The sequence below is a fragment of the Microbacterium sp. FW305-3-2-15-F-LB2 genome (assembly GCF_058787255.1).
Map to the genome: position 1 here is coordinate 2,405,628 of NZ_JBYSZO010000001.1, position 24,285 is coordinate 2,429,912.

General features: G+C 69.3%; 22 protein-coding genes and 1 tRNA gene. 11 read left to right on the forward strand and 12 right to left on the reverse strand.

What is annotated here, in order from left to right; all coding sequences use genetic code 11:
- Window positions 1–41: 41 nt before the first annotated feature.
- Genes AC3WLZ_RS11670 through AC3WLZ_RS11680 form a run of 3 tightly spaced genes read left to right on the forward strand, consistent with a single transcriptional unit; the run spans window position 42 to window position 3,636 of the window.
- Window positions 42–2,210: an RNA degradosome polyphosphate kinase gene (locus AC3WLZ_RS11670; protein WP_492470121.1), complete on the forward strand. Its 2,169-nt coding sequence runs from the start codon at window positions 42–44 to the stop codon at window positions 2,208–2,210.
- Window positions 2,207–3,145 (forward strand): NUDIX hydrolase, encoded by a 939-nt coding sequence (locus AC3WLZ_RS11675; RefSeq protein WP_492470122.1) that lies wholly within the window; start codon window positions 2,207–2,209, stop codon window positions 3,143–3,145. Before AC3WLZ_RS11670 ends, AC3WLZ_RS11675 begins: the two co-directional genes overlap by 4 nt.
- Entirely contained in the window at window positions 3,142–3,636 is a 495-nt protein-coding gene (locus AC3WLZ_RS11680; RefSeq protein WP_492470123.1) for a 4'-phosphopantetheinyl transferase family protein, read from the forward strand. The genes AC3WLZ_RS11675 and AC3WLZ_RS11680 overlap by 4 nt, the downstream gene beginning before the upstream one ends.
- A 5-nt stretch (window positions 3,637–3,641) precedes the next feature.
- Here the strand turns inward: AC3WLZ_RS11680 and AC3WLZ_RS11685 are convergent, their stop codons facing one another.
- Entirely contained in the window at window positions 3,642–4,940 is a 1,299-nt protein-coding gene (locus AC3WLZ_RS11685) for a M1 family metallopeptidase (RefSeq protein WP_492470124.1), read from the reverse strand.
- Window positions 4,937–8,875 carry a Pls/PosA family non-ribosomal peptide synthetase gene (locus tag AC3WLZ_RS11690; RefSeq protein ID WP_492470125.1) on the reverse strand — a complete coding sequence of 1,313 codons (3,939 nt, stop codon included), beginning with the start codon at window positions 8,873–8,875 and terminating at the stop codon, window positions 4,937–4,939. The genes AC3WLZ_RS11685 and AC3WLZ_RS11690 overlap by 4 nt, the downstream gene beginning before the upstream one ends.
- 158 nt (window positions 8,876–9,033) lie before the next feature.
- Here AC3WLZ_RS11690 and AC3WLZ_RS11695 point away from each other — a divergent pair, with 158 nt between their 5' ends.
- The 4 genes from AC3WLZ_RS11695 to pstB all read left to right on the forward strand — a co-directional run bounded on the left by AC3WLZ_RS11695 (window position 9,034) and on the right by pstB (window position 13,215).
- Window positions 9,034–10,155, forward strand: coding sequence for a phosphate ABC transporter substrate-binding protein PstS (locus AC3WLZ_RS11695; RefSeq protein ID WP_492470126.1), 1,122 nt, complete (start codon window positions 9,034–9,036; stop codon window positions 10,153–10,155).
- A gap of 162 nt (window positions 10,156–10,317) precedes the next feature.
- Window positions 10,318–11,319, forward strand: a complete 1,002-nt coding sequence (gene pstC, locus AC3WLZ_RS11700) for a phosphate ABC transporter permease subunit PstC (RefSeq protein ID WP_412925107.1) — start codon at window positions 10,318–10,320, stop codon at window positions 11,317–11,319.
- Window positions 11,316–12,419, forward strand: a complete 1,104-nt coding sequence (gene pstA / locus AC3WLZ_RS11705; protein ID WP_412925108.1) for a phosphate ABC transporter permease PstA — start codon at window positions 11,316–11,318, stop codon at window positions 12,417–12,419. Before pstC ends, pstA begins: the two co-directional genes overlap by 4 nt.
- Before the next feature lie 16 nt (window positions 12,420–12,435).
- Window positions 12,436–13,215: a phosphate ABC transporter ATP-binding protein PstB gene (gene pstB, locus AC3WLZ_RS11710; RefSeq protein ID WP_138172720.1), complete on the forward strand. Its 780-nt coding sequence runs from the start codon at window positions 12,436–12,438 to the stop codon at window positions 13,213–13,215.
- Between the two features lie 53 nt (window positions 13,216–13,268).
- On the opposite strand, the gene AC3WLZ_RS11715 is transcribed toward pstB, so the two are convergent.
- The 4 genes from AC3WLZ_RS11715 to sigK all read right to left on the reverse strand — a co-directional run bounded on the left by AC3WLZ_RS11715 (window position 13,269) and on the right by sigK (window position 16,468).
- The gene (locus AC3WLZ_RS11715; RefSeq protein ID WP_492470127.1) at window positions 13,269–14,153 is read right to left on the reverse strand and encodes an aminodeoxychorismate lyase; all 885 of its coding nucleotides are present in this window, start codon (window positions 14,151–14,153) and stop codon (window positions 13,269–13,271) included.
- A 219-nt stretch (window positions 14,154–14,372) separates the two neighbouring features.
- On the reverse strand, window positions 14,373–15,011 hold the full coding sequence (locus AC3WLZ_RS11720) for a DNA-directed RNA polymerase subunit beta (protein ID WP_492470128.1): 639 nt from the start codon (window positions 15,009–15,011) through the stop codon (window positions 14,373–14,375).
- A 51-nt stretch (window positions 15,012–15,062) separates the two neighbouring features.
- Window positions 15,063–15,869, reverse strand: coding sequence for an anti-sigma factor (locus AC3WLZ_RS11725; RefSeq protein WP_492470129.1), 807 nt, complete (start codon window positions 15,867–15,869; stop codon window positions 15,063–15,065).
- Window positions 15,866–16,468, reverse strand: coding sequence for an ECF RNA polymerase sigma factor SigK (sigK, locus tag AC3WLZ_RS11730; RefSeq protein ID WP_492470980.1), 603 nt, complete (start codon window positions 16,466–16,468; stop codon window positions 15,866–15,868). Before sigK ends, AC3WLZ_RS11725 begins: the two co-directional genes overlap by 4 nt.
- Before the next feature lie 311 nt (window positions 16,469–16,779).
- On the opposite strand from sigK, the gene AC3WLZ_RS11735 reads away from it, so the two are divergent.
- Window positions 16,780–17,448 carry a fasciclin domain-containing protein gene (locus AC3WLZ_RS11735; protein WP_412925112.1) on the forward strand — a complete coding sequence of 223 codons (669 nt, stop codon included), beginning with the start codon at window positions 16,780–16,782 and terminating at the stop codon, window positions 17,446–17,448.
- Between the two features lie 107 nt (window positions 17,449–17,555).
- On the opposite strand, the gene AC3WLZ_RS11740 is transcribed toward AC3WLZ_RS11735, so the two are convergent.
- Window positions 17,556–18,605, reverse strand: coding sequence for an iron-siderophore ABC transporter substrate-binding protein (locus AC3WLZ_RS11740; RefSeq protein ID WP_492470130.1), 1,050 nt, complete (start codon window positions 18,603–18,605; stop codon window positions 17,556–17,558).
- Window positions 18,606–18,628: 23 nt separating this feature from the next.
- Here AC3WLZ_RS11740 and AC3WLZ_RS11745 point away from each other — a divergent pair, with 23 nt between their 5' ends.
- From AC3WLZ_RS11745 to AC3WLZ_RS11755, 3 genes are all read left to right on the forward strand, one after another.
- A complete protein-coding gene (locus tag AC3WLZ_RS11745) occupies window positions 18,629–19,678 on the forward strand; it encodes a FecCD family ABC transporter permease (protein ID WP_412925114.1) in 1,050 nt (349 codons plus the stop codon).
- Entirely contained in the window at window positions 19,675–20,682 is a 1,008-nt protein-coding gene (locus tag AC3WLZ_RS11750) for a FecCD family ABC transporter permease (RefSeq protein WP_492470131.1), read from the forward strand. Before AC3WLZ_RS11745 ends, AC3WLZ_RS11750 begins: the two co-directional genes overlap by 4 nt.
- 109 nt (window positions 20,683–20,791) lie before the next feature.
- Window positions 20,792–20,867: transfer RNA gene (locus AC3WLZ_RS11755), tRNA-Lys, on the forward strand.
- Between the two features lie 90 nt (window positions 20,868–20,957).
- On the opposite strand, the gene AC3WLZ_RS11760 is transcribed toward AC3WLZ_RS11755, so the two are convergent.
- The 5 genes from AC3WLZ_RS11760 to AC3WLZ_RS11780 all read right to left on the reverse strand — a co-directional run bounded on the left by AC3WLZ_RS11760 (window position 20,958) and on the right by AC3WLZ_RS11780 (window position 24,158).
- Entirely contained in the window at window positions 20,958–21,311 is a 354-nt protein-coding gene (locus AC3WLZ_RS11760; RefSeq protein ID WP_492470132.1) for a hypothetical protein, read from the reverse strand.
- Between the two features lie 47 nt (window positions 21,312–21,358).
- Window positions 21,359–21,730 (reverse strand): RNA polymerase sigma factor, encoded by a 372-nt coding sequence (locus AC3WLZ_RS11765; RefSeq protein ID WP_492470133.1) that lies wholly within the window; start codon window positions 21,728–21,730, stop codon window positions 21,359–21,361.
- 49 nt (window positions 21,731–21,779) lie between these two features.
- Complete coding sequence (locus AC3WLZ_RS11770; protein ID WP_492470134.1) at window positions 21,780–22,139, reverse strand: DUF7882 family protein; 360 nt, start codon at window positions 22,137–22,139, stop codon at window positions 21,780–21,782.
- Window positions 22,140–22,356: 217 nt separating this feature from the next.
- Window positions 22,357–23,172: an alpha/beta fold hydrolase gene (locus AC3WLZ_RS11775; RefSeq protein WP_492470135.1), complete on the reverse strand. Its 816-nt coding sequence runs from the start codon at window positions 23,170–23,172 to the stop codon at window positions 22,357–22,359.
- On the reverse strand, window positions 23,169–24,158 hold the full coding sequence (locus AC3WLZ_RS11780) for a diacylglycerol/lipid kinase family protein (protein WP_492470136.1): 990 nt from the start codon (window positions 24,156–24,158) through the stop codon (window positions 23,169–23,171). The genes AC3WLZ_RS11775 and AC3WLZ_RS11780 overlap by 4 nt, the downstream gene beginning before the upstream one ends.
- Window positions 24,159–24,285 lie beyond the last annotated feature (127 nt).

Here is a 24,285-nt window from a genome sequence, read left to right on the forward strand (position 1 = left end):
CCGTTCACGCGCACGTCATCGACCCCTGCAATGATGAGGGAATGATCGAACACGACGTGCTGGACGCGGGCCTCGGTGACGCGGACGACGACGACTTCGACGAGGCCGTCGAGGCCGAGGACGAACAGCTCCCCGACCACCGCTACCTCGACCGCGAGGTCAGCTGGTTGTCGTTCAACCAGCGCGTGCTGGAACTCGCCGAGGACCCGACCGTTCCGGTTCTCGAACGCGCCAACTTCCTGGCGATCTTCGCGAGCAACCTCGACGAGTTCTTCATGGTCCGCGTGGCCGGCCTCAAGCGCCGCATCGTCACCGGTCTGGCCGTGCCGACGAATGTCGGACGCGCCCCGCTGGATGTGCTCGCCGACATCTCCGCCGAGGCGCACCGCCTGCAGCTCCGCCACGCGGGCGTGTGGACCGATCAGGTGCGGCCTGCCCTCGCCGAGGCCGGGATCGAGGTTGTGTCCTGGGATTCGCTCGACGAGGACTCCTCCGCGCGCCTCACCGAATACTTCCAGCGCAACGTCTTTCCGGTCCTCATGCCGCTCGCGGTCGACCCGGCACACCCGTTCCCCTACATCTCGGGCCTGTCCCTGAACCTCGCCATCCGCATCCGCAACGCGCGCACGGGTCGTCAGGAGTTCGCGCGACTCAAGGTGCCGCCGATGCTCCCCCGCTTCGTCGAGGTGCCGGGCGACGGTCCCGGTGTGCGGTACCTACCCCTCGAAGAACTCATCTCCAACCACCTGGGCGACCTGTTCCCGGGCATGGAAGTCCTCGATCACCATGCCTTCCGCCTCACCCGGAACGAAGACGTCACGATCGAGGAGGACGAGACCGAGAACCTCATCCAGGCGCTGGAGGCCGAGCTGCTGCGCCGCCGATTCGGGCCGCCCATCCGCCTCGAGATCACCGACGACATGGACGACCTGACGCGCGATCTCCTCCTCAGCGAGCTGGACATCACCGATCAGGAGGTGTACCGCCTCCCCGGTGCCCTCGACCTGCGCGGACTGTTCGACATCTCGCGCATCGACCGCCCCGACCTGCACTATCCGCCGCACGTGCCGAAGACGGCCCTCCCCTTCCAGCCTCCCGAGCAGAGCAGCCGCGCCGACATCTTCGGTGCGATCCGCAAGGCCGACGTCCTCGTCCACCACCCGTACGAGTCGTTCGCCACCAGCGTCCAGGCGTTCCTGGAACAGGCGGCGAAAGACCCGAACGTCCTGGCCATCAAGCAGACGCTGTATCGCACGTCGGGCGACAGCCCCATCGTCCAGGCGCTCATCGACGCCGCCGAGGCCGGCAAGCAGGTTCTGGCGCTCGTCGAGGTGAAGGCGCGCTTCGACGAGGCGAACAACATCGTGTGGGCCCGCAAGCTGGAAAAGGCCGGCGTCCACGTCGTCTACGGCCTCGTGGGACTCAAGACGCACTGCAAACTCGCCCTCGTCATCCGCGAGGAGGAGGGGCGCCTGCGTCACTACAGCCACGTCGGGACGGGCAACTACAACCCGAAGACCAGCCGCATCTACGAGGACTTCGGCCTGTTCACGGTCGATGACCAGGTCGGCCGCGACCTCACGCGCCTGTTCAACGAGCTCAGCGGGTACGCGATCGAGAAGAAGTTCAAGCGCCTGCTGGTCGCCCCTCTGCACCTGCGGAAGGGTCTGCTCCGGCACATCGAACGCGAGCGCGTCAACGCCCTCGAAGGCAAGCCGTCGGGTGTGCGGATCAAGGTCAACTCGATGGTCGACGAACAGATCATCGACGCGCTGTATCGGGCGAGCCAGGCCGGGGTGCCGGTCGAGGTGTGGGTGCGCGGCATCTGCTCCATCAAGCCCGGCGTCGAGGGCATGAGCGAGAACATCCGAGTCCGGTCGATCCTCGGTCGCTACCTCGAGCACTCGCGCATCTTCACCTTCGTCAACAACGGCGACCCGCAGGTCTTCATCGGCAGCGCCGACATGATGCACCGCAACCTCGACCGTCGCGTCGAGGCGCTGGTGCGGGTCGTCGATCCGAAGCAGATCCAGGAGCTGTCCGACCTCTTCGACCTCGCGATGGACGAGGGAACGAGTTCGTGGCACCTCGGCCCGGAGGGCGAGTGGGTCCGGCACAGCGTGGATGCCGAGGGCACTCCGCTGATCGACCTGCAGGAGCACACCATGGCAATGGTGCAGCGCAAGCGACGTTCCCGGGCGGCTCGGTGACGGAAACGGCCGTCTACGCTGCCGGGGGCGTGGTCTGGCGCATGGTCGAGGGCAAGTACCGCGTCTTGCTGATCCACCGCACCAAGTACCGCGACGTCACGCTCCCCAAGGGCAAGGTCGACCCCGGGGAGACGCTCGCCGAGACCGCCGTGCGCGAGATCCGCGAGGAGACCGGCATCCGGGTCGCCCTCGGCGTCCCCGTCGGAGTCTCGCGATACCGGATGCCGAGCTCCCGCACGAAGATCGTCCACTATTGGGCGGCGGAAGCGACCGATGCCGCGGTGCGGACGTCGACGTTCGTGCCGAACAAGGAGATCGCGGCGATCGAGTGGGTCAGCGTGAAGAAGGCGCGCAAGCACCTCAGCTATCCGGTCGACATCGAGATCCTCGATGAGTTCGTCCGTCTCATCGACGAACTGGCACTGCCGACCTTCCCCGTGATCGCCCTTCGCCACGCGAAGGCCCGCTCGCGCGAGGAGTGGGACGGCACGGATACCGCTCGACCGCTGACGCCGCGCGGTCGGCGGCAGGCGAACGCGATCGTCGGGCCGCTGCTCGCCTTCGGGGTCCGACGGATCGTCTCCAGCCCGGCCGAGCGCTGCGTGCGCACGGCGGTCCCGCTGTCGGCGGCCCTCGCTCAGCGCATCGAGCTGACCGAGGCCATCAGCCAGGACGCGTGGGAAGAGGGGCGCAGCGACGCCCGCTCTGTCGTCGGCGAACGCGTGCGTCTGCGCAAGCCGGTCGTGGTCGTCAGCCACGGACCGGTGCTTCCCGACATCATGCACGAGTTGGCTCTGGCGACCGGCACGATGCGCGGCTCGTATCTGGGCAGCTCGTCAGCACTCGAACCCGCGGCGTTCTCCGTGGCGCACATTCCGGTCGCGCACCCCGGTTCGGGGATCGTCGCGATCGAGACGCACGAGCCGCAGGTGTGACACTCCCCGCCGGGATTCGGCTCGCGTGGCGCCGCGTTCCCGCGGGCGAGCCTCGCCGTTCGGTTTCGCGGGCGCTGCTGGCCGAGCTCCTCCCCGGAGCGACGTTCGTCTCGCGATGCGCGTCGTGCGGCGGCGACCACGGTCGCATCCGGGTGGTGGGGACGGATGCCACGGTGTCGGTGTCCTACGTCGACGGGTGGGCGTTCGCGATCGCGGGTCCGGGGAACGCACGCCTCGGACTGGATGCCGTCCCCGCCGCGGCCTCGGGACTCGAACGCGTCCTGCCGCGGGGCGACGCGCAGTCGTGGGCACGTGTCGAAGCGGTGCTGAAAGCCGACGGGCGCGGGCTCACCGTCGATCCGGCCCGGGTCCAGGTCCGCGCGATCGCCGACGGTGCCCCCTGGAGCGCCCGCATCGACGATGACCCGCCCGTGGCCGGTTGGGACATCCCCGGTCCCCCCGGGGTGCTCCTCGCGGTGGCCCTGGGCTGACCGCGTCAGGGCAGCGGCGGGAGCTCCACGCGGTCGATCCAGCGCGACAACATCTCGGCGGCGTCCGGTCCACCGGCCGAGAGGACCGCGGCGCGGAAATCGTCGGTGGTCACGAGTCCGTGGCGGTGCTCGCGCGTCCATCGACGCACGAGGTCGAAGAACGGTCCGTCGCCGATGCTCCGCCGCAGGGCATGGAGCGCGAGCGCTCCGCGTTTGTAGACGCGGTCGTCGAACATGTCGTCGGGACCGGGATCGACGAGCAGCAGATCCTGCGGCTTGGTGGAGAGGCGGGCGAAGTGGCTGCGCGCGCAGTCGTCGGCCGAGCGTCCGCCGGATGCCTCGGACCACAGCCACTCGGCGTAACAGGCGAAGCCTTCGTTGAGCCAGATGTCGCTCCACCGCGCGATTCCGACGCTGTTGCCGAACCACTGGTGGGCCAGTTCGTGCGCGATGAGACGCTGCGCCGCCGGCACGAGGTGGTTCATGCCGAACACGGCGAGTCCCTGCGCCTCCAGGGGGATCTCCAGCTCGTCGGCCGTCACGACGAGCGCGCAGGCCTCCTGCGGGTACGGGCCGAACAGTCCGTCGAAGGTACGGAGCATCTCGGGGACGGCCGCGAACGCACGGTCCGCGGCGGCGAAGAGGGCGGGAGGCGCGGTGACGGTCACCGCCGGTACGACGCCGGCCCCCGAACGGGCCAGGGGACGCGTCCGGTATCGCCCCACATGAACCGCGGCCAGATAGGTCGCGGTCGGGACGTCGGAGGTGAAGACGGTGGTCGCCCGGCCCCCGCGACGAGTCGTGGCAGCGGGCACACCGGTGGCCGCGACGGTGTAGCCGTCGTCGACCGTGATCCGCATCGTCATCCGCGCTCGATCATCGGGGCGGTCGTTGCAGGGGAACCAGGTGGGCGCGCCGGTCGGCTGGCCCGCGACGAGCGCGCCATCGGTGAGTTCCTCCCAGCCGACCGCTCCCCAGCGGGACCGGCGTGGGGCGGGCGCCCCCGCGTAGACGACCTCGACAGCGAACGGATCGCCGGCCGCGATCGGCCGCGGCGGCACGACGCGGAGCTTCCCCGCCGAAGCGGAGAACCGTGCGGGGGCACCGTCGACGCGGGCGCGCGTCGCGCGCAGTCCCACGAGGTCGAGCACGATCGCGGACAGATCGGCCGCGGCGGTCGCGCGGATCGTGGCGCTTCCCTCGAGACGGTTCGTGCGGACGCGGTAGTCGAGCGTCAGGTCGTACGACTCGACGCGGTATCCGTCATCGCCGCTCTGCGGGGCGTACAGGTCGCCGCCGCTCACGTGGTCGACTGATAGGCGCGCACCTTCACGGCGCGCCAGGGTCCGATGGGGTTGCCGCTCCACCGCGAACCGACGGGGACGGTCTCGCCGCGCATCACGAGGGACGCGGGACCGACGGTCGCGTGCGCCCCGAGGGTCGATGCGGGGAGCACCACGCTGTGCGGCCCGAGGGTCGCACCGGGTTCGAGCTCGACGGTGTCCATACTCATGATTCGATCATGGAAGAGGTGGGTCTGGACGACGCACCCGCGGTTGACCGTCGACGCGTCACCGAGAGTCACCAGATCCGGTTCGGGCAGCCAGTAGCTCTCGCACCACACCCCGCGGCCGATGCGGGCGCCCAGACTCCGCAGCCAGACCGCCAGCGCGGGCGTTCCCGCGGCGGCACGGGCGAACCACGGCGCCGCCACCATCTCGGTGAACGTGTCCGATACCTCGGTGCGCCACACGAAGCTCGACCACAGCGGCTGCTCCCCCGCCCGGATGACGCCCACGATCACCCATTTCGCCGCCGTCGAGACGGCCGCGGCGAGGGCGCCCGCGGCGAGCAGCACGAGTCCCGAGAGGAGCAATGTCCATACCGGACCGGTCGTCTCCCAGAGGCCCGCGAGCGTGAAGAGGACGCCGAGTCCGATCGCGCACGTCACGACGACGGGGATGAAGCGCCCCAACTCCCACAGTGCGCGTGCGAGCCGCAGCCCCGGCGTCGGACGGTACGTGCGCGACTCGTCGCCCTCGGCCGACAGCCGACGCAGCCGCACGGCCGGCGAACCGAGCCACGACGACCCCGGCTTCGCCTTGAGCGGCGCCGCCGAGAGTACGGCGACGAGGCCGTCGCGCGGCACCCGGTGGCCCGGCGCGGCCATGCCGGAGTTGCCGAGGAACGCCCGCTTGCCGATGCGCACGGGGCCGATGCGCATCCACCCGGCGCGCAGTTCGTACGACGCGACCATCGTGTCGTCCGCCAGGAAGGCGCCGTCCTCGATTCGTGCCATCGTCGGCAGGAGCAGGACCGTGGATGCCTCGACGTCGTGGCCGACGCGAGCGCCCAGCATCCGCAGCCAGACGGGTGTGAACAGGCTCGAGTACAGCGGGAAGAGGATGGTGCGCGCCGAGTCGAGCAGCCGCTCGATGGTCCACGCCTGCCAGGCGACCCGGCTGCGCACGGGGAAGGTGCCCTCCACCAGCCCGATCGAGAAGACGCGCACGAGCAGGACGACGGATGCCGCGAACACCAGACCCGTGACGGCGACGCCCGGCACGAGCCAGACGAAGGCCGCCCCGGTCGCAGCCGCGAGCGACTCGGCACCCCGCATGCCCTGTGCCACGACGAGACCGCCGACGGCGAAGGACAGCAGGGGCAGGACGGCGAGCATCACGGCGGACGCGGCGTAGGCCCACAGCCACCGCGTGGGAGCGGACGGCCGCTCCGTCGGCCAGCCCTTCGCCGTACCGCCGACGCGCGCGGCGGGCGAGCCCGCCCACGACTGGTCGGCCTTGACGCGTCCGAAGACGGCGGAACCGGGCGCGATCTCGGCGCGACGACCGATGCGCGTGCCCGGGGCGAGGGTCGAGCGCGCTCCCACCGTGGCCTCCGCCCCGATCCGCACCTCGCCGATGCGGACGAGGTCGCCGTCGATCCAGTAGCCGGTGAGATCGACCTCCGGCTCGATCGACGCGCCGTCCCCTATGACGAGCATGCCGGTGACCGGCGGCAGGGCGTGAAGGTCGACGTTGCGGCCGATACGGGCACCGAGGGCGCGAGCGTAGTACGACACCCACGGTGCACCCGCGAGGCCGACGGCGTCCACCTGGGCGGCGATCTGCTCCGCCAGCCAGAGCCGCACGTGCACGCCCCCTCCCCGGGGGTAATCGCCGGGTCGGAGACCGGCCAGGAGAAGACGCGCCGACACGACAGCGATCGCCATGCGGCCGAACGGCGTCGCGAACACCAGGAGGCCGATCAGCAGCACCGGCCAGGGGATGGAGGGCAGCACGTCGAAGCCCGGGACCAGCCGCAGAATCGCTGAGGCGGTCAACAGATAGAGCAACCAGCGCACGCCCGAAAGGATGAACAGCGGCGCGCCGAGAAGGGTCTGCACCCACTGCGTCGCGCGGGGGGTCGGCGTCGGCCGGTGGAAAGCGGCCGGAGCGTCGTCGGTGAGTTGCGGGCCCAGGGCTTTCGCCATCGCGCCGAGACGGGGGACGTCGTAGATGTCGGCGACGGAGAACTCCGGAACGCGGACACGGATGCGAGAGACGAGCTGCGCCGCGGACAGCGACCCGCCACCGAGGTCGAAGAAGTCGGACTTCCGGTCGGTGACGGGAAGCCCCAGCACCGCTTGCCACTGCTCGGCGAGCCACTGCTCATCGGCGGAGAAGTCGGTGGGGGTCGGCGCGTCGACCCCGGGAAGCGGCCAGGGCAGCGCGGCCCGATCGACCTTGCCCGAGGTGCGGACGGGGAGTTCATCGACCACACCCAACAGCGGAATGGTCGCGGCGGGCAGGCGCTCGGCGAGCGCGGCGCGGGCGGCGGCTCGGTCGAGCTCGGCGCCCTCCTCCATCACCAGGTATCCCACGAGGATGGGAACCCCCGCCTCGGTGGTGCGCACCGCGACCGTCGCCGCGTGGACCTGCGGGAGGTCCTGCAGCGCCGACTCGACCTCGCCGAGCTCGATGCGACGGCCCCCGACCTTCACCTGATCGTCGGCGCGCCCCTGGAAGACCAAGCCCGCGCTCTCGAATCGGACGAGGTCGCCGGAGCGATAGGCGCGCTCCCACCCGAGCGTCGGCATCGGCGCGTACTTCTCGGCATCCTTCGCCGGATCCAGGTAGCGGGCGAGGCCCACTCCCCCGATGATCAGCTCGCCCGCCTCGCCTTCGGCCACCGGCCGCCCGTCGGCATCGACGACCGCGAGGGCCCACCCGTCCAGCGGCAGACCGATGCGGACCGGGGGTGTCCCGTCCAGGAGCGCCGCGCACGCGACGACCGTCGCCTCGGTGGGCCCGTAGGTGTTCCAGACCTCTCGACCGTCGGCGACGAGTCTCGCGGCGAGCTCGGGCGGGCAGGCCTCGCCGCCAAAGATGAGCAGGCGGACGTTCTCGATCGAGTCCGCCGGCCACATCGCCGCGAGAGTCGGAACGGTCGAAACGACCGAGATGCCCTGGCGGAGCAACCACGGCGCGAGATCCTCGCCCGAACGCACGAGGGAGCGCGGCGCCGGCACGAGGCACGCCCCGTGGCCCCAGGCGAGCCACATCTCTTCGCACGAGGCGTCGAAGGCCACCGAGAGTCCCGCGAGGACACGGTCGCCGGGGCCGAGGGGGTCGCCCTGCAGGAACAGGCGCCCCTCCGCCTCGACGAACGCCGCCGCGGATCGGTGCGAGACTGCCACACCCTTGGGCACCCCGGTCGAGCCCGACGTGAAGATGATCCAGGCGTCGTCGTCGACGGTCGGCGGCGCGACGATCGGCACCGCGCTCGTGCTCGGGTGCGGCGCTTCGCCGTCGTAGAGGCGGACCAGCGCCTCGTCGCCCGCGACGAACTCTCCGTCGCCGGCGATGATCCCCTTCACCCCGGCCTCCCCGAACACCAGGCGTGCGCGCTCGTCCGGGTCGTCTGCATCCACCGGGACGTACGCGGCACCGGCCGCCATGACGGCCAGGATCGAGACGTACAGCTCCTTCGAGCCGGAGGGCATCCGGACACCCACACGATCGCCGCGGCGCACCCCGCCCGCGTGCAGCGCCGCGGCGGTGCGCCACACGCGCGCCAGGAGCTCGCGGTAGCTGAGGGCCCCCGAACCGTCGTCGATCGCCGAGGCCTCCGGATACCGGGATGCCACGTCGGCGAGGATGTCGATGAGCGTGCGCGCCGGCGCGGCGAAGCTCGTACGGTCGAGCAGCTCTTGGCCGGGATTCGCGGGGGTCGTCACGGGGGTGAAGCGTACACAGGCGAGGAAAACACCCCGGAACGGCGGCACCGGTTCACCTTCCGTTCACCCGTGCAACGCACTCTCGTAAGGGACGGTGTTTACCGTGCGGGAGAACCCTGCACCGGGTTCGTGTCCCCGACATGCGAAGGATTCACACAGTGAAGCTCTCCCGACTCGCCCAGCTGGGCACCGTGGCCGCCGTGGCCTCTCTTGCCCTCGCCGGCTGCGCCTCCTCCAGCGGAGGCACCACGGAGTCGTCTCCGTCCGCTTCCTCCTCGGACGTGGCGTTCACGATCGACCCCAGCCTCGCCGGCACCATCACGGCCGGTGGGTCCAGCGCCCAGGCCAACGCGCAGGCCGCCTGGACCAGCGCCTACAACGCCACCGCCAAGGGCGTGACCATCAACTACGACAAGTCGCAGGGCTCCGGCGGCGGTGTCACCAACTTCCTCAGCGGCGCGTACGACTTCGCCGGCTCCGACTCGCCCCTCAACGCCGACCAGACCACGCAGTCGCAGGCGCTCTGCACCGACGGTGGCGTGAACATCCCGGTCTACCTCGACGGTGTCGCGATCATCTTCAACATCCCCGGCGTGACCGAGCTCAAGCTCAGCGGCGAGACCATCGCGAAGATCTTCGCGCTGCAGATCACCGACTGGTCCGACCCGGCCATCACCAAGGACAACGGCACGGCCCTCACCGCCGGCCCCATCACCACGGTTGCGCGCTCGGACGGCTCGGGCACCACGCAGAACTTCACCAACTACCTCGCCGCGACGCAGTCGTCGGTCTGGACCTCGCCCGCCGGCAAGGACTGGCCGATCGAGGGCAACGTGTCGAAGCAGAAGGGTGGCTCGGGTGTCGTCGAGGCCGTCAAGGCCGGCTCCGGCACGATCGGCTACGCCGACCACTCCGCGATCGGCGACCTGAACTCGGCCGCGATCATCCAGGACGGCACGGCCATCCCCTACAGCCCCGAGGCCGTCACGGCGACCTTCGCGGCTGCGGCCGTCGACGCCGACAACGGCGTTCCCGGTGACCTGTCGAAGAAGTTCGACTACACCAAGCTGACCGCCGAGACGTACCCGATCCCGCTGGTCTCGTACGCCATCACCTGCACCGAGTTCAAGGACACCAAGCAGGCCGAGCTCGTGAAGTCGTACCTCGGCTTCGTCACCAGCACGCTCGGCCAGCAGGTCGCCGCGAAGAACGCTGGTTCGGCTCCGCTCCCCGAGTCGGTCCTCGCGGACGCCGCGAAGACGCTTGAGGCGATCAAGTAAACATCTCTCGGATCCGAACCGGTCCGCACCCTGGTGCGGGCCGGTTCGGGCTGATCAGGAGCGTCGACGTCCGCGTCGACGCTTCCGCTGAGCCCGATCATCCTCAGAGAGAATCCCGACCCGAGGAGCACACCATGACCACTGCCGAGCGCGAGGTCAGCCGTGGCTGACACCGTCTCTGCTCCCCCGGCCGGGGGCCCTTCCACGATCGTCGGCAAGCGCCGCGCCGGGGACACCGCCTTCCTCGGCCTGTCGATGACAGCCGCCGTCTCGATCATGATCATCCTGGCGGGCGTCGCGATCTTCCTGATCATCAAGGGACTCCCCGCGATCACCGGTGACTGGACGCAGGGCGACCTCGCCGGCTACCAGAACGGCTCGTGGACGAACTTCTGGGAGTACGTCGGACCGCTCCTGTGGGGAAGCATCTGGGCGGCTCTGATCGCCATGGTGCTCGGCACCCCGGTGGCGATCGGGATCGCGCTGTTCATCTCGCACTACGCGCCCCGCCGCATCGCCGGGGCGCTCGGCTACATCGTCGATCTGCTCGCGGCGGTCCCCTCGATCGTCTTCGGCCTGTGGGGCATCATCGTGATGCGCCCGCTGCTGATCCCGCTCGGTGAGTTCCTCAACACGTACTTCGGCTGGATCCCGCTCTTCGCCGGTTCCCCGTCCAGCACCGGGTCGACGTTGCTCACCGGCTCGGTGGTCCTCGCCGTCATGATCCTCCCGATCGTCACCTCGATCACGCGCGAGATCTTCCTGCAGACCCCGCGTCTGCACGAAGAGGCCGCGCTGGCCCTCGGCGCCACGCGCTGGGAGATGATCCGCCTCTCGGTCTTCCCCTACGCCCGTAGCGGCATGGTGTCGGCCACTCTTCTCGGCCTCGGCCGCGCACTCGGCGAGACGATGGCCATCGCGCTCATCATCTCGCCCAGCCTCATCTACTCCGTGCTGATCCTCACCGACGGCTACAACTCCCAGACGATCGCCGCCAACATCGCGCTGAACTTCCCCATCGCCACCGACCTGCAGCGCTCCGCGCTCATCGGCACCGGTCTGATGCTGTTCGTGGTGTCGCTCGCGGTGAACATCCTGGCCCGCTACATCATCGGCGCGACTGGCCCGGGGGCGAAGGGTCGCAAGAAGGGGAAGCGCTCGTGACCACCACCAAGAGCCCGTCGAAGGTGTCGACGGCATCCCCGCCCCTGGCGCTCACCAGCGGCCAGCTCCCGCGCTTCATCGAGCCGATCATGCTGCTCGGTGTCGCGGTGCTCGTCGCCGCCGTGCAGTTCCTCCTCGGCGGTTTCCACCTTCCGAGCTGGCTGATCCTCACCGCGGTGCTCTACCTGATCGCGATCGGGGTCGGGTCGTCCATCGTCGAGAGCCGGCGCAAGGCCGTCGATCGCGTGGTCCGTGGCCTCGTCACCGCGGCCTTCCTCCTGGCTGTCGCCCCCCTCATCTCGACGCTGTGGACCGTCGTGTCCAAGGGGCTCGAGGTCGTGAACTGGACCTTCATCACACAGACGGGCGGCAGCGCGTTCGACCCCGAGACGCTGGAGGTCGTCGCCACGCCGGGTGCCCTTCAGGCCATCGTGGGAACGCTCATCATCACCGGTATCGCCGCCCTCATCTCGGTGCCGATCGGTATCTTGGCCGCGGTCTACCTTGTCGAGTACGCACTGCCGACCAACCCGCTGCGTCGCACGATCACCTTCCTCGTCGATGTCATGACGGGTATCCCCTCGATCGTCGCCGGTCTGTTCGCGTTCTCGTTCTTCGCACTGATCGTGGGCCCCAAGGCGTTCAGCGGGTTCTCGGCATCCATCGCCCTCTGCGTGCTGATGATCCCCATCGTCATCCGCTCCACCGAGGAGATGCTGCGTCTGGTGCCCGCCGATCTGCGCGAAGCCTCGCTCGCGCTCGGCGTGCCGCGATCGGCGACGATCGTGAAGGTCGTGCTGCGCACCGCCGCGAGCGGAATCATCACCGGTGTCGTGCTCGCCGTGGCCCGCGTCGTCGGCGAGACGGCGCCGATCTTCATCGCCGCCAGCTTCACCGACAACTTCAACTCCAACCCGTTCGACGGTCCGATGCAGACCCTTCCCGTGATGGCGTACACCGCGTACAGCTTCCCGGGGCAGAACATCGACGCCTCCCAGGCCCAGGCCTGGGGCGCCGCGTTCCTGCTGGTCGTGCTCGTCGTCATCTTCAACCTGATCGCCCGCATCGTGGCCTCGGTGTTCGCACCGAAGGCGCGCTGATCCCAGGAAGGCCCCCGTGTCCAAGCGCATCGAGGTCGAAGACCTCAACGTCTACTACAGCGACTTCCTCGCGGTAGAGGGCGTCTCGATCGACATCCAGCCCCGCACCGTCACGGCCTTCATCGGCCCGTCGGGCTGCGGCAAGTCCACATTCCTCCGCACCCTGAACCGCATGCACGAGGTCATCCCCGGCGGTCACGTCAAGGGACGCGTCCTCGTGGACGGCGACGACCTGTACGGACCCGGCGTCGACCCCGTGCTCGTGCGCCGTCACGTCGGCATGGTGTTCCAGCGCCCGAACCCGTTCCCGACGATGTCGATCCGCGAGAACGTCCTGGCCGGCGCGAAGCTGAACAACAAGCGCCTCTCCAAGAGCGACGGCGACGCGCTCGTGGAGAAGTCGCTGCAGGGCGCGAACCTGTGGAACGAGGTCAAGGACCGTCTCGACAAGCCGGGCGGTGGCCTCTCCGGCGGTCAGCAACAGCGCCTGTGCATCGCCCGCGCGATCGCGGTGTCCCCCGACGTGCTGCTGATGGACGAGCCCTGCTCGGCGCTCGACCCGATCTCGACCTTCGCGATCGAGGAGCTCATCTCCGAGCTGAAGAACCAGTACACGATCGTCATCGTCACGCACAACATGCAGCAGGCCTCGCGCGTGAGCGACAAGACGGCGTTCTTCAACATCGCCGGCACCGGCAAGCCGGGCAAGCTGATCGAGTACAACGACACCGCGACGATCTTCACGGCCCCCACCGTCCAGGCGACGGAGGACTACGTCTCGGGTCGCTTCGGGTAATTCCCTGCTTCCGACGATGGCCCCGCTTCGCGGGGCTATCGTCGTTTCCGCGGTCAGTCGCGGGGAGAGAGCAGGTACGCGTTGAGCTCGTCCGTCACGGCGCGGTCGACGGCCTTGGGGTGCCCGTCCACGGCGGCGATGGGAGCGGCCAGGCGCACGCTCGACAGGAGCCAGGCGGCATCCGCCCGGGCCAGATCGGCCACGGCCACCGTCTCGTACACGGCCTCGAAGCCTCGCTGCTCGAGGTGGGTGAACAGACTCAGCTGGGTCGTCCCGTGCAGGATGCCCGCGTTGGGCGTCGGCGTGACGAATCGGTCTCCGAAGCGGAGGACGACGGAGGCGGTGGGCGCCTCGAGCACGTAACCGTCGCTCGTGACGAACACGGCGTCGTCGGCGCCGCGGCGCCGGGCTTCGCGCAGGGCGGCCATGTTCACCGCATAAGACAGCGTCTTGGCACCGAGGAGGAGCCAGGGCGCTCGCGCCGGGACGTCCGACGCATAGCCGCGGTCGAGCGTCGCGATGCGGACGCCCTCCGTTCGCGCACGAGCGCTGTCGGGGGCGTCGGCGAGGGTGACCCAGGCCGTAGGTGTCGGGCCGTGCTCGACGCCGCGGCTGAGGATGAGCTTGATGACGCTCTCCCCCGCCGGAGCCTCGGCGGCGACGCGCTCGATCGCGCCCCGCCATTGCGCGAGATTCGGCTCGGGCAGATCGCACAGGCCCGCGGAGTGAGCGAGTCGTGCCAGGTGCGGGCCGACCTCCTGCGGGTGTCCGTCGATCACACCGATCGACTCGAAGACGCCGTCACCCCGCTGCGCGCTGAGGTCGCCGACGCGCAGTGCCGGACCGTCCGGGTCGATGACCGTGAACGTGTCGGAGAAGTCGTCTCGCCGGATGTCGGATGCCAGAGGGTCGATCACGAGAGCGAAACGCCAAGCCATGGATCGACCCTATGCCCTCGTACCGACACGCCCGGGCCGCGTCAACCACCCCGCGCGAGGGAATGCCGAGGTGCCCCGCTTGTTACACTTGCATAGCCGGGCCGCAGTAACCCCGGGCTCCATCTTCTGCCGCTGTGAGCGGCCTTGCGCCGAGAGGCGTTCTGCGGCCCGGCACTTTTCTGCCCTGACGGCGCCGCGGCGGGGCGCTCCCTCCGCGAGTCAGGTCAGCGCGTCCCGGCGCCACAGGGTCGCCGCCGCGGCCAAATCATCGGCGTAGGTCGACAGCCGGAGGGCGCGCGTGGTCAGTGCGCTCGCCCTCTCGGACTCGGTGTTCTCGTAGTCGTCGGCCACGTGCGTGGCCCCCGATGCCTGAACGCGGCAGAATGCCGCGGCGCGTTCGAGCGCCACCGCGAAGTCGCCCTCGAACAGGCCGCGCAGGATCGTGTCGATGAGCTGCACGAGCTCCTCCGGACCCGCGGGGGCCGGTGCGCCCACGACCACCGGGTCGACGGTCGCCATCTCGACGCGCCCCCGCTCGAACAGGAGCGCTGCCGTCGCCGCATCGTCGTGGATCATCAGCTGCAGCAGGTAGAGCCGCCAGAGCGCTCCGGGGAGCGACCGGGCAGGCGAACGTGACCAGAGCTCGGCGATGTCGTCGATGCCGTGGTCATCGGTGAACGTCACGAGCCGTTCGACGACATCGCCCGTCGGATCAGCGCGGACGCGCGACAGCAGGGCCTGAGCCGTGCTGTGCGCGACGCGCGACACCTCGGCCGGGTCTTCCGCGGCGAACAGGCGGTCGAACAGTTCGGCGGGACGCCGTACGGGCTTGTGGAAATCGCGAGGGGAATCGCTCATCGTTCCAGGCTAGAGCGTGCGCGCGTCCGGCCGGGCCGGGACAGCGATCGTTCAGGCCGTGGCCAGCGCGACGACAGGCGCAGAGCTCGGTGTGCCGTCGGGCGACCCACCCGCGGGCTCGACCGTCACGGCGATGACGTCGCCGGAGTGGAACTGCCCCTGCAGGATCGCGGTCGCCCGGCCCTCGGCATCCGTCGAGAAGATCCCCGCCGCGATGGGGGTGTCGTCGCGGACGAACCACAGCTCGTACGTCTGGTCCGTGGAGAGCGCGGGCATGCCGTCGGTCACGAGCACGCTCTGGCCCGTGGAGGCCGACCAGTGCGCGGTGACGACGCCACCGTCGGGCATGGTCGTGCTGGCCGATTGCGCGTCCGGCGCGGTCGTCACCTGCTCGAGTGCGACGAGCGACGCCGGGCGCGTGAGCTGCTGGCCGATGGTCACGGCGCCGAAGCCGAGGACCAGAACCGCCACGATGGAGGCGGCGAGGGTGAACCAGCGGCGCGGGCCCCAGCCCGCTCCGGCGGGGGGTCCCGCGGTCACGGCTTCGAGTTCGGACTCGACCGGAGCGGGTCCGGCGGCGGCGAAGTCCTCGACGTCGTCTGAGTTGCGCTCGGGCTCTGCCTGCGACAGCTGCGGGAGGTCGGTGATGCGCGCCAGAAGAGAAGCGCGAATGGATGCCGGCGGCTCGACGGGCTCGACCGTCGCGCTGATCGCGGCGACGGCGTCAGCGGCATCCCGAACGTGGGAGGACCAGTGGGGGTTGCCCGCCAAAGCCTCCTGGTACGCGCGTTCATCTGCTTCCGACAGCGCGTTCAACGCGTGACCGGCAGCGAGGTCGGCGAAATCCCTCTCGTTCACTTGTCCACCCCCATTTCCATTCTCAAGCGCGACAATCCGTCACGCATCCTGGTCTTGACCGTACCGAGCGGCGCTCCGACGAGAGTAGCGATTTCACTCTGGCTGTACCCGCCGAAGTAGGCGAGCGTGAGTGCTTCCTTCTGTGCGTCGGGCAACGTCGCGAGTGCATCCACGACGCGCCGCCCTTCGATCTTGAGTTCTACGTTCTCTGAGACATCGTCGTAGGCGACGTCGATATTCCGGAAGCCTGCGCGCACATCGCGATCGCTGCTCGACTGCGAAGACCGCACGCGGTCCACCGCTCGTCGGTGCGCGATCGTGAGAACCCACGACCTTCCCTGTCCTCTGTTCGGAGTGAAGCGCGAGGCGGATTGCCAGATCTCCAGGAAGACCTCCTGGAGGACTTCCTCGCTCTGCGACCGGTCGACGAGAACTCGCAGGATGAGACCGAACGCGCGAGCAGACAGCGTGTCGTACAGCTCGGCGAAGGCATTGCGGTCGCCCGTGGCGACTCTTTGCAGCAGTTCTCCGACGTGGTCGACGTGGTCCGCCCCGTCATCGGGGAGGGAGAAACCGTCGATCACCATGAATCCCAGCATGCCGCACGCGACGGGTACTTCCCTTCCCCGTGCGCGCGTGGCGCGCATGAGGTACGCAACCGTGACCCGGCCGAGGCGAATCGCCGGCACCGAGGCACCTGGTCGGCATCCCTGGAAATATTCCAAAGAATATTTTCGACCGTCCGACCTGGGATTTCTTGCCACTCCTCACGCGAATTCGCAACAAACCGCAATCCGAACCGGAGGGGGTCCCGAAGACCCTGTGTACGCCGCAACACGGCGAACCGCCCCTCGCACCGGGGTGTCCTAACGGGTCGCAGACGCGGTCCGAACGATTTCGGAGGAATGTCATGCTCACCAAGAAGAAGCCTGTCGTCGCCGGTCTCGCCCTCGTTCTGGGTTCGGCCTTCGCTCTCACCGCATGTTCGGGTGGTTCCACCACCGCCGGCGGCACCACCGAGGAGTCCTCGTCGGCTCCCTCGATGGCCGCCTCCCCCTCGGCCTCGTCGAGCATGATGGACCCGGCCGCCAACCTCGTGGGCCCCGGTTGCGCCGACTACGCTGCCGCCGTTCCCTCGGGCGCCGGTTCGGTCGACGGCATGGCTGCCGACCCGGTTGCGGTCGCCGCCTCGAACAACCCGCTGCTGACCACGCTCACCGCTGCCGTCAGCGGCCAGCTGAACCCCGACGTCAACCTGGTCGACACGCTGAACGGAAGCGAGTTCACCGTGTTCGCTCCCGTCGACGACGCGTTCGCGAAGATCGACGCCGCCACGATCGACTCGCTGAAGACCGACTCAGCCACGCTGACCAAGATCCTCACGTACCACGTGGTTCCCGGCCAGATCACCCCGGACGAGATCGACGGCACCCACACCACCGTCGAGGGCCAGGACGTCACCGTCTCCGGCTCGGGCGACTCGATCAAGGTCAACGACGCCAACGTCATCTGCGGTGGCGTCCAGACCGCCAACGCGACCGTGTACCTCATCGACTCGGTGCTGATGCCCCCGATGTAATTCTCGGAGCGTGATCATCACGCATCCGACCGGTCGATGAACGATCGGACCTGACGGCGAGCGCCGGACCCCAGGCGAGGGGGTCCGGCGCTCGCTCCTTTGTGCGTTCAGCCGCCGACGACGCGAACGATCTCGTCTTGGACGAGGCGGGCCGCCGTGGGCCCGGCATTCATGAACCACGGATCGAAGTCGACCGTCGTGGTCTGCCCATCGGTCACCGCGCTCAGCGTCGACCACAGCGGCGCCGTTTCGATGAACGCGACGCCCTGGCCGGTGCCGCCGTAGAAGACGTGGTCGGCGTCCGCGAGGTCGATCTGCTCGGCGCTGATGTCCTGCGAGGTCTCGTCGAAACGCTGCGATTCCGGTCGCCGGAGACCGAGGTCTTCTGCGAGGCCGCCCACGAAGGACGGCACGCCCATGATTCGCGTGCGATCGCCGGTGGACTGCAGAAACGACACCGTCGGGGCCGTTCCCGGCAGCGTCTGCGCGAACGTCGCGCTGTCGGACTGCATGGAGTCCAGGACGCCTCGCGCAGCACCCTCCTCGCCGAGCGCGTCGGCGATGAGCAGGAAGTCGCTCTTCCAGTTCACGCCGTTGCCCTTGGTGACGACCGTCGGCGCGATCGCCGAGAGCGCGTCAAAGATCTCGTTACCGCGCGTGGAGTTGATGAGGATCAGGTCGGGGGCCGCCTGAGCGATCGCCTCGAGGTCGGGCTCGGTGCGCTCTCCGATATCGGCCATGGCGTCGAGCCCGGCCGCATCGGCGGCGAAGGCGTCGCGCAGGTACTGCGGCACGAGGCCGCTGTTCTCGGCCCGCGTGGCCGCCACCGGGACCTCACCGAGGCTGAGAACGGCATCCAGCTGACCCGTCGACACCACGGCGATGCGCTCGGGGGCGGCGGGGATCTCGGTCGTTCCCGCGAAATGCGTGACCTCGCGCGGGAAGACCCCGTCCGCTTCGCTCGATCCCATGCCGGGCTCGAGGTCGCGCGACACGACCCACTCGCCCGTGGAGCCGGCCTCCGCATCGGGCAGCGCGGGGGCGGGCGCGGCGGAGGCGCAGCCGGCGAGGGCGAGCAACGCGCCGATGCTCGCCGCGGACACGGCGAGACGTCCTCGGGAACGGAAGCGGGAAGACGGGAAACGAAGGAACGACATGGGGTTAGGTTAGCCTTATCTACATGCCGCTGACTGACGTGGGAGCTCCTCCCGCGGCGACACTCGTCGCTGTCCGGCGGCGGCAACGGCACGTGCGCGCGGTGGTCGTCACGGTCACGGTGTGCGCCCTGCTGCTGGCCCTCGTCGTCGCGAGCCTGGCGGTCGGATCCCGTCCGCTCGCGTTCCCCGATGTGATCGCCGCCCTCGTCTCGGATCGACGGGATGCCACGGGCGTCATCGTCCACGAGCTGCGGCTCCCCCGCACCCTCACCGCACTGCTCGCCGGCTCTGCCCTCGGTGTCGCGGGGGTTCTCATGCAGGCGGCAACGAGGAACCCTCTCGCCGACCCCGGCCTCCTCGGGGTCAACGCCGGAGCGGCGGTGGGTGTCGTCGTGGCGATCGCGTTCTTCGGTGTCGGAACCGCGGGCGGATACGTCTGGTTCGCTTTCGCCGGAGCGGCGGGCGCCGCCGCGGCGGTGTATCTCGCGGCGCGCCCGGGAGGCCGTGGAGGCGCGGTGGGGCTCGTCCTGGCCGGCGTCGCGCTGAGCGCGTGCCTGAGCGCCGTGGTCCGCATCATCACGCTGGCCGACGACGACACGTTCGAGTCGTTCCGTTTCTGGGCGGTGGGGTCGTTCGAGCGCCGCGACGCCGACGTCGCCGTGCAGCTCCTGCCCTTCGCGGTGGTCGGACTCGTCCTCGCAGTCGTCGTCGCGCGCGGCCTCGACCAACTCCGCCTCGGCACAGACCTGGCGCGCGCGCTCGGCGTCTCGCCCGCTGTCGTGCTCGTGGCATCCGGGATCGCGATCACGCTGCTCTGCGCGACGGCCACGTCGGCCGCAGGGCCGCTGGCGTTCATCGGTCTGCTCGTGGCGCATACCGTCCGCGGCGCCGGCCCCGCCGACCTGCGCGCCCAGCTCCCCCTCGCCGCCCTCACCGGCGCGACGGTGACACTCGCGAGCGACGTGATCGGACGTGTGATCGCCGTGCCCGCGGAGGTCGAGGCGGGCATCGTCGCCGCGTTCCTCGGCGCGCCGCTGCTGCTGTGGCTCGTCCTGCGGAGGACGACGTCGTGACCAGCGCCGTGCATCGCGTGCGGTCTCGTCGTCGCATCCGATACGGCGTCGCTGTGGCGGTTACCCTTGCGATCGCCCTCGCCGCGGCGGTCGTCGGCGTACTGACCGGCTCGTTCCAGGCGTCGCCGGCGGAGGTGGCATCCGCTCTCCAGGGAACCGGCGAGGCCCGGACGACTCTCGTCGTCGTGGGCATGCGGATGCCGCGTATCGCGGCAGCGCTGCTGATCGGGGCGGCGCTGGGGCTGGCGGGGGCGGTGTTCCAGACGCTCGCGCGAAATCCGCTCGCGAGTCCCGACATCGTGGGCTTCAGCGCGGGGTCGGCCACGGGCGCGCTGATCGGCCTCACTCTCATCGCCCCGACCGCGTCGCCCGCCGCCGGAGCCTGGATCGGCGGGCTGCTCACGGTTGCGGTCGTGATGCTCATCGCGCGCAGCGCGGGGGTGTCGAAGGAGCGCACGATTCTCGCGGGCATCGCGCTGGCGATCCTCCTCGCCGCGGTCAACGACTACCTGCTCACCCGCGCGCCGCTCGAGATCGCTCGCAACGCGAGCCAGTGGCTATACGGCAGTCTCGCGGCGACGTCGGGGGCGGACGTGCTGACGCTCGCGGTGTCCGTCGGCGTGCTCGCTGTGGGTATCGCGGTGGTGCACCGCGACGTCCGCGCAATCGAGCTGGGCGACGACACGGCGCGGTCCCTGGGCGTCCGGCTGGGCCGTGTCCGGCTGTTCCTCATCGTGGTCGCGGCCCTGCTCACCGGTACCGCAACGGCCGTCGCCGGGCCGATCGGTTTCGTCGCCCTCGCCGCGCCGCAGCTCGCCCGGCGTGTGACCGGGTCGAGCGGTATCCCTCTTCTCGCGTCGGCGGTGACCGGCGCGACGGTGCTGCTCGTCGCCGACGTCATCGCCCAGCGGGCGCTCGCTCCGCTGCAGATCCCGGTGGGGCTGCTCACCGGCGTCGTCGGTGGGGCGTACCTGTTCTGGGTCGTGGCGCAGGGGCGGCGGTGAGGGGTTTCTCTGACCTGCACGCAGCAGCCGCGGCGCGGGTCTCGCGCGGGCCCGTCGGGGCCGTTCGTGGACGCTGGCACCCCGCGACCGCCGGTAGGGTGGATGCCACGGGCCTCTAGCTCAGTCGGTAGAGCATCGGACTTTTAATCCGCGGGTCGTGGGTTCGAGCCCCACGGGGCCCACCAGACTTGTCTTACTCGAACAAATTGCCTTGAGATAAAGGTTGCTCGCAGTGGATCACGGACGCGACGTCCGCCCGGGGGCGAGGATCCACATCATCCATCGCGGCGCGCTGAGAGTCGGCGAGCGATGTCATCCGGCAGTTGAGGTGTCTGCTGTGGGTCGCGGACTGCTACCCAGATGATGCCGTGCCGGTCCGGGGAGGAGTGGTTCGCGGTGCCGATCGGCTCGGCAAGATCGATCGCGATATCGAGAGCGAAGCCCTGCACGGTGCCATCTGCCGCGTCCGAGTCGAACTCGAATCGTCGCCCCAAGGTCACGGTCGGATCGACGGTGCGGCGGTAGACGACGCATGCGACCTCCGGTCCCTCTGGCCACATACCGAGGACCTGCACCTCGTCCGCCCAGTAACGCTCAACTGCGGCGATGATGTGCCCGATGAAGTCCATGTTCATCTCCCGGGGAGCTGGGGGCGCGAGCGGGGACGCTCCGGTGCTCAGCCTGGCACGACAGCTCGGCGATCGCTTCTGCGAGCGGCTCGCCGGCGTCGAGCTTCGGCGTGAGCCATCTGGCGGGTGAGCGCCTGGTGCGTGGCGATTTGGATGAGCCATCCCCGCACGTGTTCTCGCTCCCGCAGCTGCAGCAAACGCTTCCACGCGATGACGAACGCTTCTTGGACGGCGTCGTCGGCTTCGATAGGGGTCCCCGCGATCCGGGTGGCCGCGCTCATCATCGCCGGGCCATGCCGAACAGCGAGCGCCCGGAATGCGGAGACATCGCCAGCGATCGCGAGGCCGACGAGAATCCCATCCGCGATCGGGAGCGAGGCGGCCGGCCACGGGACGTGGGAGGCGTGGAACGCTGACATTGGTGTGGCCCTCCCTGCACGCGAGGCGGAGCGATCCAGAAGGCGAGAGTCAGCGGCTGAATTCCGCTATCCGAAACTGCATAGGGCTCTGGATCACCTCGTTCACAGCCTCGCGGTCGGGCTCCGGGCAGACGTACAGACCGCGCCGGCTTTGCGCATGGTGGCTGAGGTCGTGCAGCCACGCCGGGTTGAGCGTCGGGTGGCGGCTGCCCTGGTACTTGAATGCCATGGCGGAATGGGCGTGGATGTAGACGGTGGTGCGTCCGCCACCCGTACTGAGGTCGTCTTTCCACGTGAAGGAGAATGCTTCGCCTCGGCGCACCTTCGAAAGGATCACGGTTTGCAGATGAGCCAGGACGCGGTCGTCAATGTCGATCTTGAGAGTGCTGCCGAAGATGAACTTGCCCATGATGGGACCGTCCTGCGCGGGCACGAGACGTCGGATTGCACTCCGAGTCGAGCGGAGCTGAGGACAACGACGCGCCTGAACCCACTTCTGACCTCCAGAGTCGCGGGCCGCGCCGCATGACGCCACCGTTTGCGCATCGGGGCGGGCCGTGCATTCCTCATTGTGGCGAGTCGGGCCACCCCGGGCGCAGCAGGCGAGCCACCCCCGACTGAGCGGGTTACGCGGGAATTCTGCGCACGAACTCATGGATGCGACGAGCGACGTCGGCGGCCGCGGTGAACTGTGCGAGGTGCCGGTGACGCGGGATGACGACGACATCTGCCGAGGGAGCGGACTCTTTCAGCTGTGTGCACCACCGTTGGCCGGCGATGACGTCGGCACTGCCACGGACGATGAGGAGAGGCATCCGGAGGAGGGCCACCCTCTCATCGAGGCGATAGCGGAGCATATGGCGGACCTGAGTGGCGTACCAGAGGGGCCCGCACCGCAGATAATCACGGAACACCATGACATTGAGGGCGAGAGGTTCCCGCAGAAAATCGGTCACGAGCAAGAGCATCTGAGCGCTCAGGCTGCGATGTCGACGGTCGGTCACCGGTCCGCAGACGACCACCGCGGATGCCCGCTCGGGATGCTGCAGGGCGAGTTCGACAGCCCACTGGGCACCCATGGAATGTCCGACGAGAATCCCGCCGGACACCCCCAAATCCTCGAGCACGGTCGCGAGCGCGTTCGATATCTCAGCGACATCCGGCGCCCCGGCGGGTTTGGGGAGGCCGCCGAAGCCGGGAAGATCGATCGAGTGCACGTCCCCGTGTGCAGAGAGTTCGCGACGGAGTCTCGTGAAGTACTTGTGTGAGGTACCGAGTCCGTGGACGAGGACGAATGCGAGCGCGTTCGGCGCGCGCCGGTGACTGGAGACGGCCCGGAAAGTCAGGCCGTTGACTGTCCGCTGCGTGACCGAGCGATCGACGGCATGTGATTCATCCGACACCCGCTCCGCGGTGGGGCGTGCAGGAGTCTGGCGGGTCACGCCCCGGCCCCGGATTCGGGAACGCGGATGGTGAGTGCGCCCGGCTCGATCCAGGCATGGAAAGCGGTGGCTTCTCCGAAGGCGTCACCGTCGAGCTCGATCTGTTCCGGACGCGACAGTCGGGCGGTGAAGCGGGTGGCCGTTTCGTAGTGCAGGTCACCGTCATTGCGACGCTCACCCGCGATCGTCCGGCCGGGCGCGGTGCGACGGACGATCCCGTTGATCCAAGCGATCTTCCACCACACGCGGATCCAGCCGAGCGCTCCGCCGGGGCGCATCAGAAGAAGGTCGAGAAGGCCGTCGTCCACGACCGCGTCGGGCATCAGCAGGATGTTGGAGGGGAGGGATCCACAGTTGCCGAGGATGACGGTATGAACGGTCGCGCGTTGGGGCTTGCGGTCGTCCCGTCGGAAGCGCAGGTGCAGTTCGTCGGGATCGCGCAGCGAGGCGATGATTGCTCGCAGATACGCAATCCACCCCGCCTTCTTCTTCAGGTCGTCGTCGGTGTTGTCGATCATCTTCGCGTCGATTCCCATTCCGGCCATCACCACGAAGACGTGACGAGTGCGCGTGCGGTCCTGACGTTCGATGTCGATGACGCCGAGATCGATGTGCCTGTCCACTCCGGTGAAGGCGGTGCGCACGGAATGAGGCAGGTCGTTGAGGGTGAGGTGCAGATTCCGGGCGAGCAGGTTGCCGGTCCCGGAGGGAAGCAACGCGACGGGGACGGTCGTGCCCCGGACCGCCTCCGCGATGGCGCGAACGGTCCCGTCACCACCCGCGGCGATGATCAGATCGGCGCCGGCCTCGAGCGCTCGCGCGGTCACGCCTTGCCCGACGTCCTCGACGGACGTTTCGTACCAAGAGGTTTCCGACCACCCGGCATCGGTTGCCGCATCCGTCACGGCGGCGCGGAGGCTGTCCATATCCACTTTGGTGGGGTTGTACACCACCGCGGCGGTCTTTCGCGCCGTGTCCGGTGTCACGGGCGCCCCGTGCGGCCGAGGTCGTGCAGGTGTGGGACGAGCGTGGTGCGAGCCGACATGGCGCCGCCTCTCAGATTGCGGACTCCGACAACACACCCCCGTGAGCGAAACCGCCACATGGTTGCCA

Bases quoted from the DNA above. Each gene is read 5' to 3' on its own strand.
- AC3WLZ_RS11670 (WP_492470121.1), top strand. From the start codon at position 42: ATGATCGAACACGACGTGCTGGACGCGGGCCTCGGTGACGCGGACGAC.
- AC3WLZ_RS11715 (WP_492470127.1), bottom strand. From the start codon at position 14,153: ATGGCTTGGCGTTTCGCTCTCGTGATCGACCCTCTGGCATCCGACATC.
- AC3WLZ_RS11720 (WP_492470128.1), bottom strand. From the start codon at position 15,011: ATGAGCGATTCCCCTCGCGATTTCCACAAGCCCGTACGGCGTCCCGCC.
- sigK (WP_492470980.1), bottom strand. From the start codon at position 16,468: ATGCTGGGATTCATGGTGATCGACGGTTTCTCCCTCCCCGATGACGGG.
- AC3WLZ_RS11735 (WP_412925112.1), top strand. From the start codon at position 16,780: ATGCTCACCAAGAAGAAGCCTGTCGTCGCCGGTCTCGCCCTCGTTCTG.
- AC3WLZ_RS11740 (WP_492470130.1), bottom strand. From the start codon at position 18,605: ATGTCGTTCCTTCGTTTCCCGTCTTCCCGCTTCCGTTCCCGAGGACGT.
- AC3WLZ_RS11745 (WP_412925114.1), top strand. From the start codon at position 18,629: ATGCCGCTGACTGACGTGGGAGCTCCTCCCGCGGCGACACTCGTCGCT.
- AC3WLZ_RS11760 (WP_492470132.1), bottom strand. From the start codon at position 21,311: ATGGACTTCATCGGGCACATCATCGCCGCAGTTGAGCGTTACTGGGCG.
- AC3WLZ_RS11765 (WP_492470133.1), bottom strand. From the start codon at position 21,730: ATGTCAGCGTTCCACGCCTCCCACGTCCCGTGGCCGGCCGCCTCGCTC.
- AC3WLZ_RS11770 (WP_492470134.1), bottom strand. From the start codon at position 22,139: ATGGGCAAGTTCATCTTCGGCAGCACTCTCAAGATCGACATTGACGAC.